The following is a 16026-nucleotide window of genomic DNA, read 5'->3' on the forward strand; positions in this document are numbered from 1 at the left end:
TGAATCTTGTCGCTGCAACAAGCGCGTTTCAGCTTAACCCCAACTCACGCCAGATCCGCATGACCTGTCGTCTTTCATCCGCGAACTGGTCGCCTGCTATCACCCCGGCGTCCTTCTGCAAGGCCTGCCGGTGAGCGGCGGCGCGGTAGGTTTTATAGGCCTCGCGCAACAAGCTGGCGTCTTCTGCAGGCATCAGCCCTTCGTTTGCCAGCTCTTCCAGAATGCGGAAATTATCAGACCAGCGCAGCAATGACGGGCACGTTTGGGACCACGCCAGGGCCGCGTATTGCACCATAAATTCAATATCGACGATACCTCCGGCGTCCTGCTTGAGATCAAACGGCGCCGTGGCTTCGAAGGCATTCGCCCCGGTCCCGGCCGCCGTACTCTTGGTGCCGAGGTTATCGCGCATCTTCGCGCGCATCTCACTGACCTCCTGACGCAGGATCACCAAGTCTCGCGGCTTGCCCAGCACCGCCGCGCGAACTCGCTCGAATTCCCGACCGACATCCGCGCTGCCCACCAGCACCCGCGCCCGAACCAGCGCCTGATGCTCCCAGGTCCAGGCCTCGCCGTGTTGATAACGGGCAAAAGCACCGAGCGAACTCACCAGCAACCCCGATGCACCCGAAGGTCGCAAGCGCATGTCCACTTCATACAGCTGACCGGAGTTGGTCTGCGCCGTCAGCAAGTGAATGATTCGTTGCCCCAGGCGGGTGAAAAATTGCGCACCATCGATTGGTTTCGGTCCGTCGGTTTCTGCCAGTGGATCGCCATCGTGGATAAACACCAGATCCAGGTCCGAAATATGCCCGAGTTCCAGCCCGCCGACTTTTCCATAACCGACAATGATAAAATCGGGATCGCACAATCTACCGTCAGCGCGCAACGGTGTGCCGTACTTGGCCACGGTCTGGTGCCAGGCCAGGGCCAACACTTGTTCAAGAATCGCTTCGGCGAGCCAAGTCAGGTAATCGCTGACTTTCATCAACGGCAGGCTGCCGGCAATTTCCGAGGCGGCGACGCGCAAGCGGTGCGCCAGTTTGAAATGCCTCAGGGCTTCCATTTGCTGCTCGAGATCGTCCTCGGGAATCCGCATCAGACGTTCGCGTAATTCGGCGGTCAGTTCCGGCGCCAGGGGCGGCTTGAACAACCGGCCTTCGTTGAGCAATTCATCGAGCAGCAGCGGGAAGCGAGTGATCTGCTCGGCGATCCACGGGCTCGCAGCGCACAAGGTCAGCAAGCGGCGCAGCGCGCCGGGGTTTTCGGTAAGCAATACCAGATACGCAGAACGACGCGCCACGGCCTCAACCAGCGGCAGCACGCGCTCCAGCACCAGATCCGGATTGGCATGCTCCACGGCCTGGGCCAACAAGCGCGGAATAAACGCATCCAGGCGTTCTCGTCCCAGCCGCTGCATGGCACGCAACTGCGGACTGCCGCGCAAACCGGCCAAGGCTTTCAGGGCCTTGATAGCGTCCTTGAAACCCGCCTCTTCCAACTGACGGCAAGCCGCTTCTTCGTCTTGAGCGTCTTCCCACAACGGCAACCATTCCCCGCCCACCACCACTTCGCTTTCGGTGCCTTCTTCTTCGTCGGGATCGGCGATGACCTGAGCGAAGTGCCAGGCTACGCGGCCACGCCAATACATCAGCCGCTCATGGAAAGCGTTCCAGTCGGCGAAGCCCAACATAAAGGCAATGCGCGCCTGATCCTCCTCGCCATCCGGCAACATCTGGGTCTGGCGGTCGGCAATCGCCTGGATCGCGTGCTCGGTGTAACGCAGGAATTCGTAGCCATCACGCAACTCGCTGATCACCGCCGGCGGCAGGTAGCCCTGACCTTCCAGCGTGTTCAATACCTTTAATAAAGGGCGTTGTTGCAGGCTCAAGTCGCGACCGCCGTGAATCAGCTGAAAAGCCTGGGCGATGAACTCGACTTCGCGAATGCCGCCGGAACCGAGCTTGATGTTGTCGGCCATGCCTTTGCGTCGCACTTCCTGCTGGATCAACTGCTTCATGGTGCGCAGCGCTTCGATCGCCGAGAAGTCGAGGTAGCGCCGGTAAACGAACGGGCGCAGCATTTCTTGCAATTGCGCACCGGTCACTTGATCGCCGGCCACCACCCGCGACTTGATCATCGCGTAGCGTTCCCAGTCGCGACCCTGATCCTGGTAATACTGCTCCAGCGCATTGAAGCTCAAGACCAATGCACCGGACGAACCGTATGGCCGCAAACGCATGTCGACGCGGAACACGAAGCCGTCGACGGTCATCGGGTCCAGCGCTTTGATCAGGCGCTGGCCGAGGCGGATGAAGAATTCCTGATTATCCAGCGAGCGCTTCACACCGACGGTTTCGCCGCCCTCGGGGTAGGCGAAGATCAGGTCGATGTCCGACGAAAGATTGAGCTCCACGGCGCCCAGCTTGCCCATACCGAGGATGACCATCGGCTGCGGTTCGCCACTGCGTCGGCCGGTCGGCACACCAAACTGCTGACAATGACGCGCGTACAACCACTGATAGGCCTGATCGATGCTCGCATCGGCCATGTCCGAGAGGTCGCGGCAGGTCTGGACCAGGTCGGCCTGACGGGTCAGGTCGCGCCAGATGATCCGCACTTGCTGGCGGGTACGCTGACGACGCAAGGCACGGCCGAGCTCGTCATCGGTTTGCGCCGCATTCACCGCCGCCGCAATCTGTCCGCACAGTTCACCGGGGGTGAAGCTGCGGTCCAGTTCGCCGGACTGCACCAGCGCCAGCAACATTAAAGGATCACGCACACATTGTTCAGTCACGAAGTCGCTGGACGCCGTGACGCGGGCAAATTGTGCCCAGCGTTCAGGCGTCCAGGCCGACAGGCCATGGTCGTCTTCAAGTGCCGCAACGGCGGTACGGAACGACTGCTCGGCGCGGGTGACAAACGGCAGGAGAATGCCGGGCAGTTCGACAAGCGTGGGAAGGCTCATGGTCTATCCTTGATCGGCGTGCAGACGGCTGCATGTAGTGAATTGTGAAAACCCGCTACCTGAAGGACTGTCGAACAAAAGTTAGAAATAGCTGAAAATTCTTTATTTTTGGCAGTGAACATCAAGCTTTCACCTTTTGTGGTTGGAAAAAGACCAACCTTAACGATTATTCTCACAACGCAGCCGGAGGCCACAAGCCATTCATCTGTAGTTTTACTACTCGTATATACATTCGAAAGGCTGAAATGCCCGAAGATTTGTAGTAAAACTACACGCCGCCGGAACAACCTCTCGGCAATCCAAGAATTTATATCGTCTGCCCACAAGGCCAGTCGCAAACTCAGGCAACCGATTCTGGAAGCCTTTCCGCCCTGGAGCAAGCCATGCAAGACCTCGATCCCGTCGAAACCCAGGAATGGCTGGACGCCCTGGAATCGGTTCTCGACAAAGAAGGCGAAGACCGCGCTCACTATCTGATGACCCGTATGGGCGAATTGGCGACCCGCAGCGGCTCGCAACTGCCTTACGCCATCACCACGCCATACCGCAACACCATTCCCGTTACCCACGAAGCACGCATGCCTGGCGACCTGTTCATGGAACGCCGCATTCGCTCGTTGGTACGCTGGAACGCGATGGCCATGGTGATGCGTACGAACCTGAAAGATTCTGACCTGGGCGGTCACATCTCCAGCTTCGCCTCCAGCGCAACCCTGTATGACATTGGCTTCAACTATTTCTTCCAAGCCCCGACCGACGAACACGGCGGCGACCTGATCTACTTCCAGGGCCACACCTCGCCAGGCGTTTACGCCCGCGCATTCATGGAAGGCCGCATCACCGAAGACCAGATGAACAACTTCCGTCAGGAAGTCGACGGTCAGGGCTTGTCGTCCTATCCGCACCCGTGGCTGATGCCTGACTTCTGGCAGTTCCCGACCGTATCCATGGGTCTGGGTCCGATCCAGGCGATCTACCAGGCACGTTTCATGAAGTACCTGGAAGCCCGTGGCTTCATCCCTGAGGGCAAGCAGAAAGTCTGGTGCTTCCTGGGCGACGGCGAGTGTGACGAGCCGGAATCCCTGGGCGCGATCTCGCTGGCTGGCCGCGAGAAGCTCGACAACCTGATCTTCGTCATCAACTGCAACCTGCAGCGCCTCGACGGCCCGGTTCGCGGCAACGGCAAGATCATCCAGGAACTCGAAGGCGTGTTCCGTGGTGCTCAGTGGAACGTGACCAAAGTCATCTGGGGCCGTTTCTGGGACCCACTGCTGGCCAAGGACGTCGACGGCATCCTGCAACGTCGCATGGACGAAGTCATCGACGGCGAGTACCAGAACTACAAAGCCAAAGACGGCGCGTTCGTGCGTGAACACTTCTTCAACTCGCCAGAACTCAAGGCGATGGTCGCCGATCTGTCCGACGACGAGATCTGGAAACTCAACCGTGGCGGCCACGACCCGTACAAGGTCTACGCGGCGTACCACGAAGCGGTCAACCATAAAGAACAACCGACTGTCATCCTGGCCAAGACCATCAAGGGATATGGCACCGGGGCCGGCGAAGCGAAAAACACTGCGCACAACACCAAGAAAGTCGATGTAGACAGCCTGAAGTTGTTCCGCGATCGTTTCGACATCCCGGTCAAGGACGAAGAGCTGGAAAACCTGCCGTTCTTCAAGCCAGAACCAAACAGCGCCGAAGCCCGCTACCTGAGCGAGCGTCGCACCGCACTGGGCGGTTTCGTGCCACAGCGCCGCGCGAAGAGCATCAGCGTGCCAACGCCGCCACTCGATACCCTCAAGGCAATCCTTGATGGCTCGGGCGACCGTGAGATTTCCACCACCATGGCGTTCGTGCGGATCCTCGCGCAACTGGTCAAGGACAAAGAAATCGGCTCGCGCATCGTTCCGATCATCCCGGACGAAGCCCGTACCTTCGGTATGGAAGGTATGTTCCGTCAGTTGGGCATCTACTCCTCCGTCGGCCAGCTCTACGAGCCAGTCGATAAAGACCAGGTGATGTTCTACCGCGAAGACAAGAAGGGCCAGATTCTCGAAGAAGGTATCAACGAAGCGGGCGCCATGAGCTCCTTCATCGCTGCCGGTACTTCGTACTCCAGCCACAACCAGCCAATGCTGCCGTTCTACATCTTCTACTCGATGTTCGGCTTCCAGCGTATCGGCGACCTTGCCTGGGCCGCTGGCGACAGCCGTACCCGTGGCTTCCTGATCGGCGGCACCGCCGGCCGGACCACGCTCAACGGCGAAGGCCTGCAACACGAAGATGGTCACAGCCACATCCTGGCCGGCACCATCCCGAACTGCCGCACCTTTGATCCAACCTACGGCTATGAGCTGGCGGTGATCATCCAGGACGGCATGAAGAAGATGACCGAAGAGCAGCAGGACGTTTTCTACTACATCACCGTGATGAACGAGTCCTACCAGCAGCCAGCCATGCCGGCCGGTGTCGAGGAAGGCATCATCAAGGGCATGTACCTGCTCGAAGAAGACACCCGCGAAGCGGCGCACCACGTTCAGCTGATGGGCTCCGGCACCATCCTGCGTGAAGTCCGTGAAGCGGCGAAGATTCTGCGTGAACAGTTCAACGTCGGCGCTGACGTATGGAGCGTTACCAGCTTCAACGAACTGCGTCGCGACGGCCTGGCCGTCGAGCGTACCAACCGTCTGCACCCAGGCCAGAAGCCTAAGCTGAGCTTCGTCGAAGAGTGCCTGAACGGCCGTAAAGGTCCGGTCATTGCCTCTACCGACTACATGAAGTTGTTCGCCGAGCAAATTCGTCAGTGGGTCCCGTCCAAGGAATTCAAGGTCCTGGGCACCGACGGTTTCGGCCGTAGCGACAGCCGTAAGAAACTGCGTCATTTCTTCGAAGTTGACCGTCATTTCGTGGTGTTGGCAGCCCTGGAAGCACTGGCTGACCGTGGTGACATCGAACCTAAGGTTGTGGCTGAAGCCATTACCAAGTTCGGTATCAACCCGGAAAAACTCAACCCACTGGACTGCTGAGGAGAGATTCTGTGAGCGAACTCATTCGCGTACCTGACATCGGCAGCGGTGAAGGTGAAGTAATTGAACTGTTTGTGAAGGTTGGCGACCGTGTCGAAGCCGACCAGAGCATCCTGACGCTGGAATCGGACAAGGCGAGTATGGAAATTCCTGCGCCTAAAGCCGGCATCGTCAAAAGCCTGAAAGTGAAGCTGGGCGATCGCCTGAAAGAAGGCGACGAACTGCTGGAGCTGGAAGTAGAAGGTGCCGCTGTTGCGGCCCCGGCGGCTGCCGCTGCGCCGGCTGCACTGACTGAAGCAAAACCGGCTGCAGCGCCTGCTGCTGCCGCGCCAGCCGCTGCACCTGCTGCCGCTTCGGTTCAGCAAGTGCACGTGCCGGACATCGGTTCGTCGGGCAAGGCCCAGATCATCGAGATTCAGGTCAAGGTTGGCGACACCGTCGAGGCTGATCAATCCTTGATCACCCTGGAATCCGACAAGGCCAGCATGGAAATCCCTTCGCCCGCCGCTGGCGTGGTCAAGGCCATCAGCGTCAAGCTCAACGACGAAGTCGGTACCGGCGACCTGATTCTGGACCTGGAAGTGGCAGGTGCTGCTGCACCGGCTGCCGCCCCGGCCCAGGCGGCTGCTCCGGCACCCGCCGCTGCGCCTGCTCCTGCAGCAGCTCCAACTGCTCCAGTGGCCGACAGCGTTCAGGACATCCACGTTCCGGACATCGGCTCGGCAGGCAAGGCCAAGATCATCGAAGTCCTGGTCAAGGCCGGCGACACCGTCGTAGCCGACCAGTCGCTGATCACCCTGGAATCCGACAAGGCGAGCATGGAAATTCCGTCGCCTGCCGCTGGCGTGGTGGAAAGCGTTTCCATCAAGCTGGATGACGAAGTCGGTACTGGCGACCTGATCCTCAAGCTGAAAGTCAAAGGCGTTGCGCCTGCTGCGGCTGCGGCTCCGGCCCCGGCTCCGGCCGTTGCTGCACCGAGCGCTCCCGCCCCAGCCGCTGCGGCGTCTGCTGCTCCGGTAGCTGCCGCACCTGCCGCGGCACCGGCCAAGCCGGGCGCCAAGGTTCACGCTGGTCCGGCAGTACGCCAACTGGCTCGTGAATTCGGTGTCGAGCTGAATGCCGTCGGCGCCAGTGGCCCGCACGGTCGCATCCTCAAAGAAGACGTGCAGGTTTACGTCAAAGCGATGATGCAGAAGGCCAAGGAAGCACCAGCCGCTGCTGCTGGCGCAACCGGCGGCGCGGGCATCCCGCCGATTCCGGTCGTGGACTTCAGCCGCTTCGGTGAAACCGAAGAAGTGCCGATGACTCGCCTGATGCAAATCGGCGCGTCGAGCCTGCATCGCAGCTGGCTGAACATTCCACACGTGACTCAGTTCGATTCGGCTGATATCACCGAGCTGGAAGCGTTCCGCATTGCTCAGAAAGCCGTTGCAGAGAAGGCTGGCGTCAAGCTGACCATCCTGCCGCTGCTGCTCAAATCCTGCGCGCATTTGCTCAAGGAACTACCGGACTTCAACAGTTCGCTGGCGCCAAGCGGCAAAGCGATCATCCGCAAGAAGTACGTGAACATCGGCTTCGCCGTCGACACCCCTGAAGGCCTGCTGGTACCGGTCATCAAGAACGTCGACCAGAAAAGCCTGTTGCAACTGGCAGCCGAAGCCGCTGCGCTGGCCGCCAAGGCCCGCGACAAAAAGCTCACCGCTGACGACATGCAAGGCGCCTGCTTCACCATTTCCAGCCTCGGCCACATTGGCGGCACCGGCTTCACGCCGATCGTCAACGCGCCGGAAGTGGCGATCCTGGGTGTTTCCAAGGCAACCATCCAGCCAGTCTGGGACGGCAAAGCCTTCCAGCCGAAGCTGATGCTGCCACTGTCGCTGTCCTACGATCACCGTGTGATCAACGGCGCCGCTGCTGCACGCTTTACCCAGCGTCTGAGCAGCCTGCTGGCGGACATCCGCACCATCTTGTTGTAACACCGGTCGGCCCTCCCTTACCGGAGGGCCGCTCGCGTTCCACGTTTTCCGAGCGCCACGCTCGTACCTCAACCCCGCCAATTTGGCGGGGCTTTTTTTGTCTTGATTTTTCCTACATCCGTCGCTGATATCGGCCACAGCACCAGTCCACTTCCGCCCGATATTTTTTGCGAGACAATAACTAGTCTTAGTCCGACTGACAGTTGATAAAACTGCATCAGTCATTTTTGCTTAGTTAGCAATTACTTCGAATGGATTCGAACATGTTCAAACCGACTGTTGGCCCTATTATTGGCCACACCACAACTAATCACGCGCGCATATTTGTGCGCGGCGAACTTCAAGACAACTCATTGGTATTTGCAGGCATTCGTTATCGACGCCTGGGTGAAGCAAGTTGGACTCGAGGCGTGTTTGTAAAACTGACGATCCTGCGCGACATGTCCGATGTGATTGCGCTGAATGAACTATCCAGCGACACCGAGTACGAATATCAGGCCGGCTGGTTCACCCCGATGAGCCCGGTGCATACCGTGGAGACAATTCAGGAACTGCCACTGCAATGGCCCCGGGAGATTTACCGTTTCCGCACCCGGTCCAGCAAGGCCACAACACCACGGGCCTATATTGTCGGCTCATGTCGCTACTTGCGCATGACGGCAGGCATACCCGTGGCACCGCAACGGGGAGACCGGATTTTTGCTTCGATCTCCGATCTGGCGCAGCAGGCAGACCCGCCTGTCAGCGCGATGCTGATGACGGGTGACCAAATTTACGTCGATGACCTGAACCTCGTCGCCCCCGACCGGGAATACAAGGAAATAGTCAGCAAGTATCGTGCAGCTTTTTCCCAGCCGAACATAACAAAGTTAATGTCCAACCTGCCGACTTACATGATCCTCGACGACCATGAAATAGAAGATAACTGGCCAGCCAACCAAAGCAAAGGTGATGCATATCTATACAAAAATGCCATCGCTGCGTATGAGCTATATCAAGCCAGCCACAGCCCGGCACATGAACTTTTATCCAACGGGCAAATAAGCAGAAAACTGGAACAGTATTGGTATCAGTTCGCCGAAGGCGATATTGAATGGTTTGTCACTGACAGCCGCACTCGACGCAACCTGTCGGTCGATGATCGCCGTATCCTCAATGAAGAGCAGGAACAGGCGCTGCTCAATTGGCTGATCCACAGCCAGGCAAGGGTAAAATTCGTGGTCACCAGCGTGATGTTCTACCCCGACCGCAAACTCCATGGCGATGACGCCTGGAAAGCCTTTCCGGAACAACGCCTACGATTGCTGGAGACGATTCGTACGCATCGCATCAAGAACGTCGTCTTCGTGTCGGGCGATGTCCACGGCTCGTTGACGAGTCGTTTGACTCACAGCGAAGACCCGGACTTCGAGGTGCACACCATCGTGTCCTCGCCGCTGTGCAACAGCAAATTGCTGCCTTACGCCAAGGCTTCCACGTTCATCCTCGAACAGCCCCTGGTGCAAACGGCTGCGGGGGACTATCGGCATGAACTGACCAGCCATGTGGTCAGCGAGGACAACTTTGCCCACCTGATCGTTGATGGCGAGCAGATTCAGGTCAATTACCACGACCGGGACGGCAAGCCATTACAAAGGGTCGACATCCCTCTGTACTAAGGCGAAGAAGTCCAAATGCAATAGTTTTTAGCCCGTGCTGGAGAAAACTTCATTCCTGCCGACATATTCTTATAGCACTTGGCCTTCATGTCTCTTGTCAGTCGGGGCCGCAATGATGYAACCTTGCCGCAGACAACAGTCAAGAGGGCGAGAGCCCGGCGCGTTCAGCACATTTGAAGCGAGTTCCCCTCAATGAAAAGCCAACCCGATGCCGCCAGCCGTATGGTGGCCGAGGTAGTGACGCAGTTGCCTGTGCCCTCGCGGCTCGGCATGCTGCGTTTCGAAAGGCTGAATGAACCTAGCTGGGCGCTACTGTTTCTGGACCCTAATTGCGAACGTCATTTCGGTCTGCCGGCCGTAGACCTGTGTGCGCTGGTCGACTCTCCCTACGCCAGCCTGATGGAGCCCGAAGCGCGCTACCAGCTGCACGACGCGGTCCAGCAGCAACTCGCCGACAGTCCGAACTACCAGATCCGCTACACCTTGCACACCGCCTCAGGCGCCTTGAACCTGCTGGAACTGGGCGAAGCCTATAAACAGCACAATCGGCACTTGTTGCGCGGCTATCTGCTGGTGGTCGACGACCTGTTCGAAAGCAACCTGCTATTGCCCGACCTGGAATCCCAAAACTCGCGCCTGCAGATCGCCCTGGAACTCAATCAGCTCGCCCAGCAGGTGCAACTGCAACATCTGGAACGGGTGCGCGCCCAGCAGGACCTGATCCTGTTGCTGACTCGCCAGCGCTACAGCAGCAACAACTCCCTGCAAGAAGCCGCTGAACTGATCACCCGTAGCGCCTGTGATATCTACGAAATTGACTGTGCCAGCCTGTGGAACCTTGAAGATTCGATGCTGGTGCCAATTTCCGCCTATCACCGCGCCAACGGGGAATATCAGTTGCCGGAGCCGATCGATGTCAGCGGCTTCCCCGACTACCTCGATGCCTTGCACAGCAGCCGCGCCATCGACGCCCACAACGCCATGCGTGACCCGCGCACCCGGCACATGGCCAAGCGCCTGCGCCCGCGCGATGTGAACGCAATGCTCGACGCCAGCATCCGCGTCGACGGTCAGGTCGTAGGCGTGTTGTGCCTGGAGCAGACCGGTGCGACCCGCGCCTGGCAGTCGGACGAAATCGCCTTTGCCGGCGAGTTGGCGGATCAGTTCGCCCAGGTCATCAGCAACCACAACCGCCGCACCGCCACCAGCGCCCTGCACCTGTTCCAGCGTGCGGTCGAGCAAAGCGCCAACGCCTTTTTGCTGGTCAATTGCGACGGCGTGGTGGAGTACGTCAACCCGAGCTTCACCGCAATCACCCAGTACACCACTGATGAAGTCCACGGCCAGCAGCTGTCGGAACTGCCGGCACTGGAAAACCTCAGCGAACTGCTGTTCGACGCACCCTCGGCGCTGGCCAAGAGCAACAGTTGGCAGGGCGAGTTCAAGAGCCGACGCAAAAACCTCGAACCCTACTGGGGACAGCTGTCGATTTCCAAGGTGTACGGCGATAACCGCGAGTTGACGCATTACATCGGCATCTACGAAGACATCACCCAGAACAAACTCGCCCAGCAGCGCATCGAGCGCCTGGCCTACACCGATAACCTGACCAACCTCGGCAACCGCCCGGCGTTCATCCGCAACCTCGACGAACGCTTCGCCCGCGACACCGATACGCCGATCATCCTGCTGCTGGTAGACATCGACAATTTCAAGCGGATCAACGACAGTCTCGGTCACCAGACCGGCGACAAACTGCTGATCAGCCTGGCCCGACGCCTGCGCAACAGCCTGAGCCCGAGCGGCAGCCTGGCGCGTTTCGCCAGTAACGAATTCGCCGTGCTGCTGGACAACACCGACGTACGTACAGGCCAACAGGTCGCCCACCAGTTGCTGATGACCCTCGACAAGCCGATGTTCGTCGATAACCAACTGATCAGTGTCACCGGCTCCGTGGGTCTGGCCTGCGCGCCGCTGCACGGTCGCGACCCGCAAACCTTGATGCGCAACGCCGGCCTGGCGCTGCACAAGGCCAAGGCCAACGGCAAGCATCAGGTCCAGGTGTTCACTGAAGCGTTGAATGCCGAGGCCAGCTACAAGCTGTTCGTCGAGAACAACCTGCGCCGCGCCCTGACCCAGAACGAATTGGACGTGTTCTACCAGCCCAAGCTCTGCCTGCGCAGCGGCCGTCTGCTGGGGATGGAAGCACTGTTGCGCTGGAACCATCCGGACAAAGGCATGATTCGGCCGGACCAGTTCATCAGCGTCGCCGAAGAAACCGGCCTGATCATCCCCATCGGCAAGTGGATCGCGCGCCAGGCCTGCCGCATGAGCAAATCGCTGAGCGCCGCCGGCCTGGGCGATCTTCAAGTCGCGATCAATCTATCACCCAAGCAGTTCTCGGACCCGGATCTGGTGTCGTCCATCGCCAACATCCTCAAGGAAGAAGCGCTGCCGGCCAATTTGCTGGAACTCGAACTCACCGAAGGCCTGCTGCTGGAAGCCACCGAAGACACCCACTTGCAGCTCGACCAACTCAAGCGCCTTGGCCTGACTCTGGCCATGGACGACTTCGGCACCGGTTACTCGTCGCTCAGCTATTTGAAAAAATTCCCGATCGACATCATCAAGATCGATCGCAGCTTCATCCATGAAATTCCGGACAATCAGGACGACATGGAAATCACCTCTGCGGTGATCGCCATGGCCCACAACCTGAAACTCAAGGTCGTGGCTGAAGGCATCGAGACGGCCGAGCAGCTTGCGTTCTTACGGCGCCACCGCTGCGACGTCGGCCAAGGCTACCTGTTCGACCGGCCGATACCCGGCGACGAGCTGATCGAAAAGCTCAAACGCTATCCGCGCGGCCCCCTGGTCTGACTTCACACCGCAAATCCCTGTAGGAGTGAGCCTGCTCGCGATGGCGGTGTATCAGTGACGTGGGCTCTGACTGACACACCGCCATCGCGAGCAGGCTCACTCCTACAGGGGTAGTGCGTAACGGGAAGGGTTTGGGCACACTGACGGTCTGATTCCCTACATCCCAACCTGACTGAGAGGACTGATCATGGTCTTGCGCTCGGAAATCCTGGTGAACAAAAACGTGCTTCCAACCAAAGAACAAGCTCTGCCTGGCCGCGAAACCCATATGTCCCTGCCGGAAAAACACTTCGTCCACGACTCCCCGCTGCTGGGCCCGTTTGTTACCAATGTCGACTTTGCGATCTTCGGCCTGGGTTGCTTCTGGGGTGCGGAACGTCGCTTCTGGCAGCGTGAAGGCGTGGTCAGCACCGTGGTGGGTTACGCCGGCGGATTCACGCCGAACCCGACCTATGAAGAAGTCTGCTCAGGCCTGACCGGCCACAGCGAAGTCGTGCTCGTGGTCTACGAGCCGGAGAAAGTCAGCTACGACGAACTGCTGAAGATGTTCTGGGAACTGCACAACCCGACTCAGGGCATGCGCCAGGGCAACGACATCGGCACCCAGTACCGCTCGGTGATCTACGCCACCAGCCCGGCTCAGTTGGACGCCGCAGAACACAGCAAAGAAGTGTTCCAGGCTGAACTGACCAAGGCCGGCAAAGGCACCATCACCACCGAAATCGACCAAGCCCCGACGGTCTACTTCGCCGAGGCCTATCACCAGCAGTACCTGGCGAAAAACCCTGAAGGGTATTGCGGGATTGGCGGCACAGGCGTGACCTGCCCGATCTAACCCCGCACTGATCGTTCCCACGCTCTGCTTGGGAATGCCTCAATGGACGCTCCGCGTCCGCTTCGGCAAGGACGCGGAGCGTCCCGGGCTGCATTCCCACGCGGAGCGTGGGAACGATCAATCTTGCAGCTTGCAGCTTGCAGCTTGCCGCTGCTACTCAGCAATCAACCAATCCATCTGCCACCCACCCTGGGTCTGCCCCAACTTCTTGGACAACCACGGCAGCAACTCACGCAATTCCTCTTCCAGCCCCCACGGCGGATTCGCAATCGCCAACCCAGACCCGTTCAGACTGTTCGGCGTATCCAATGGATGCACCAGCAATTCCACACGCAACAACTTCGGCGCGCCCGAGCCCGCCAGATCCTGATAGAAACGACGCAACATGCGTTGGTCCTTCACCGGGTACCAGATCGCCGCCACGGTTTGACGCATCCGGCCAACCGCTTCTTTCAGCGACGCCGCACAGCGCTGCATCTCATCGAGCTGTTCAAACGGCGGATCAATCAACATCACCGCCCGCTTCTCCTGCACCGGCAACATCGCGCGCGGCACATGCCAGCCTTCGCCCAGATGCACCTTGACCCGGCGGTCGCCGGCCATGTTGTCCTTGAGCAGCAAACCGTCTTCCGGATGCTTCTCGTTGAGCATCACCCGATCCTGCGGCCGCGTCAGACGCCGCGCCAGCTCCGGCGACCCCGGGTAATAGCGCAACTGGCCATCCGGGTTCATGTCGTGCAGCACTTTCATGTAATCGGCGGTCAGCGCCGGCAGGTCCGGCTGATCCCACAGACGCGCAATACCTTCCAGGTACTCACCGGTACGGCTCGCCTGATCACCCTGCAGGTCATACAGACCAATGCCGGCGTGAGTGTCGAGATAGGCAAACGGCTGCTCCTTGCGCGACATCAGGGCGATGAGGCGGGTCAAAGTCAGGTGTTTGAACACATCGGCGTGATTGCCGGCATGGAAGGCGTGACGATAATTCATGATTGCTCCTGCGAAGGCCGGGAAGTTTACCTTGTACCGAGGCGAACGTCAGGGCCTCRCAGCCGAGCGGGCAATTGCGTTGCGATGATCGTTCCCACGCTCCGCGTGGGAATGCCTCAAGGGACGCTCCGCGTTCCAGCCACGGCGCCGGTGTCGAGCCAGGCACCGATGTGACGCAGAGCGTCACGGGCTGCATTCCCACGCAGAGCGAGGGAACGATCATGTCCGACGTTATTCCACCGGCATTGCTCGCAACCGCCGCCCAATCACATCCAGCACATCACACCCATCCCGCAACGGGATGGCACAGAGCAAAGCGAAATCACTGAGGATGAACGACTCACACTCGACAGACCCGCGCATCGACATGTTTTCCAGCACCTGTGTCACGGCRCGAATTCGATAGTTGGCCGCGTCATACAAAACATCGAGCGGCGCGTGGGTATCGACGAACAGCGTGGGCATTTCGGTGCAGTTGCTGGTGAGCGCCATGAAGCGGCTTTTGGGGTGGGGAATTGGTTTTTCGTAGGGCGGATCTGGCGTTAGCGTCGTCATTTGCAATTTCCATGAGTGAGAATTTGAGCTGCCAACGCACCCTCCTACAGGTTTGGGTGGCAGCCATGCGCAGGAGTAGGAGTACCGAGCACTCATGAACCTCGGCCACGCCGAAGCGTGTCCCGCGCACAGCCGCCGCGAACGATCTTATGGGCACAAATTAAGTGCCGCAATCAAACGACAGAGCTGTTGCATCATGAGTGAGGGCTCCTACACCCTGCCACCACTTGCGCGGTGACAGCCAAAGACTATCCCTGCAACCCATCGTCCACCAGTTCATGAAAACCGCCACAACTTGAAGGAAACGTCCGACGACCTTGCCCGGAAACTTCGCCTGGCCCTACACCCGATCATTCCAGCTCCGCCATCAAGTGCTCCAACAACTCAGCTTTCGGCCCAGGCGGCAGGTCAGGCGTCGCAAGAAACATCCCAACCTTCCTGCGCAAAACGCTTTCTGAAAACGCCTCCAACAGACTCGGATGCTCTTCACTCAACCACCGCACCAGATTGTTGATCTGGGTCGAAGCATCTTCAGCCCCGAGGTGTTGCAGCAGGGATTCAGAAACCTCCCACCACGGAAAAACCTTCGACGTTTTCAACGCGCTGCCACCGACATCAACCGACTGCCCATTGATCAAACACCTCCCGATCACCGGCAGCAGCTCCGAGGTTTTCACATCATCGGACTGCAAAATCGGCAGCAAATAACGCCCATCCCAAAAACGGAAAAACACCGATTTACCATTCGGCAGCTTCACTTGCGTCAGACTGCGCAAATGCTCGACCACCACCACCAAACTTGCCGAAGACACCGCCAACCACCCCCAATCGCGGGACTCGGTCTCGGCCACCCAATCGAGAAACTCACTGTCAGCGGCGACGATTCCGACATAAGGCATCACCGCTTCCCACTCGGAGTAAATCGTGTCAGCCCAAATCGGGCTCGGCGCGGAGTTCAATGAGCGCTGCCAAGTCTTGAACGGCTCAGCCGCGCTGGCGTTGCTGAAAATGGCGAAGATTTGTTCAGTATTGTTAAGCGGATGGGTTTGTAACCAGTTCCCAATGAAATCAACACTCATAAAAATCGCCCCTAATTTCAGCCCACCAACAACCCAAATTATTCAGAGTCATTAAC

At 58.9% G+C, this 16026-nt stretch carries 9 protein-coding genes; 5 read left to right on the top strand and 4 right to left on the bottom strand.

Going from position 1 to position 16026, the window contains the following annotated elements; all coding sequences use genetic code 11:
• Positions 1-28: 28 nt before the first annotated feature.
• Complete coding sequence (glnE, locus tag AC1DRJ_RS02040; protein WP_477800582.1) at positions 29-2968, bottom strand: bifunctional [glutamate--ammonia ligase]-adenylyl-L-tyrosine phosphorylase/[glutamate--ammonia-ligase] adenylyltransferase; 2940 nt, start codon at positions 2966-2968, stop codon at positions 29-31.
• Positions 2969-3351: 383 nt separating this feature from the next.
• Between glnE and aceE the strand changes: the two genes are divergently transcribed.
• The 5 genes from aceE to msrA all read left to right on the top strand — a co-directional run bounded on the left by aceE (position 3352) and on the right by msrA (position 13346).
• Complete coding sequence (gene aceE, locus AC1DRJ_RS02045; RefSeq protein WP_477800583.1) at positions 3352-5997, top strand: pyruvate dehydrogenase (acetyl-transferring), homodimeric type; 2646 nt, start codon at positions 3352-3354, stop codon at positions 5995-5997.
• Positions 5998-6008: 11 nt separating this feature from the next.
• Positions 6009-7973, top strand: coding sequence for a dihydrolipoyllysine-residue acetyltransferase (aceF, locus tag AC1DRJ_RS02050; RefSeq protein ID WP_477800584.1), 1965 nt, complete (start codon positions 6009-6011; stop codon positions 7971-7973).
• A gap of 263 nt (positions 7974-8236) precedes the next feature.
• Entirely contained in the window at positions 8237-9631 is a 1395-nt protein-coding gene (locus tag AC1DRJ_RS02055; protein WP_477800585.1) for an alkaline phosphatase D family protein, read from the top strand.
• A gap of 192 nt (positions 9632-9823) precedes the next feature.
• Positions 9824-12511, top strand: coding sequence for a putative bifunctional diguanylate cyclase/phosphodiesterase (locus AC1DRJ_RS02060; protein WP_477800586.1), 2688 nt, complete (start codon positions 9824-9826; stop codon positions 12509-12511).
• A gap of 187 nt (positions 12512-12698) precedes the next feature.
• Positions 12699-13346 carry a peptide-methionine (S)-S-oxide reductase MsrA gene (msrA, locus tag AC1DRJ_RS02065; protein ID WP_477800587.1) on the top strand — a complete coding sequence of 216 codons (648 nt, stop codon included), beginning with the start codon at positions 12699-12701 and terminating at the stop codon, positions 13344-13346.
• Between the two features lie 153 nt (positions 13347-13499).
• Here msrA and AC1DRJ_RS02070 read toward each other — a convergent pair whose 3' ends face one another.
• The 3 genes from AC1DRJ_RS02070 to AC1DRJ_RS02080 form a co-directional block, all read right to left on the bottom strand.
• Positions 13500-14336: a 23S rRNA (adenine(2030)-N(6))-methyltransferase RlmJ gene (locus tag AC1DRJ_RS02070; RefSeq protein ID WP_477800588.1), complete on the bottom strand. Its 837-nt coding sequence runs from the start codon at positions 14334-14336 to the stop codon at positions 13500-13502.
• A gap of 231 nt (positions 14337-14567) precedes the next feature.
• Entirely contained in the window at positions 14568-14891 is a 324-nt protein-coding gene (locus AC1DRJ_RS02075; RefSeq protein ID WP_477800589.1) for a hypothetical protein, read from the bottom strand.
• Positions 14892-15241: 350 nt separating this feature from the next.
• Positions 15242-15970: a DUF4123 domain-containing protein gene (locus tag AC1DRJ_RS02080; RefSeq protein WP_477800590.1), complete on the bottom strand. Its 729-nt coding sequence runs from the start codon at positions 15968-15970 to the stop codon at positions 15242-15244.
• Positions 15971-16026 lie beyond the last annotated feature (56 nt).

The organism is Pseudomonas sp. P5_B2, assembly GCF_056400445.1.

Bases quoted from the DNA above. Each gene is read 5' to 3' on its own strand.
- AC1DRJ_RS02060 (WP_477800586.1), top strand. From the start codon at position 9,824: ATGAAAAGCCAACCCGATGCCGCCAGCCGTATGGTGGCCGAGGTAGTG.
- AC1DRJ_RS02070 (WP_477800588.1), bottom strand. From the start codon at position 14,336: ATGAATTATCGTCACGCCTTCCATGCCGGCAATCACGCCGATGTGTTC.
- msrA (WP_477800587.1), top strand. From the start codon at position 12,699: ATGGTCTTGCGCTCGGAAATCCTGGTGAACAAAAACGTGCTTCCAACC.
- glnE (WP_477800582.1), bottom strand. From the start codon at position 2,968: ATGAGCCTTCCCACGCTTGTCGAACTGCCCGGCATTCTCCTGCCGTTT.
- AC1DRJ_RS02055 (WP_477800585.1), top strand. From the start codon at position 8,237: ATGTTCAAACCGACTGTTGGCCCTATTATTGGCCACACCACAACTAAT.
- AC1DRJ_RS02080 (WP_477800590.1), bottom strand. From the start codon at position 15,970: ATGAGTGTTGATTTCATTGGGAACTGGTTACAAACCCATCCGCTTAAC.
- aceE (WP_477800583.1), top strand. From the start codon at position 3,352: ATGCAAGACCTCGATCCCGTCGAAACCCAGGAATGGCTGGACGCCCTG.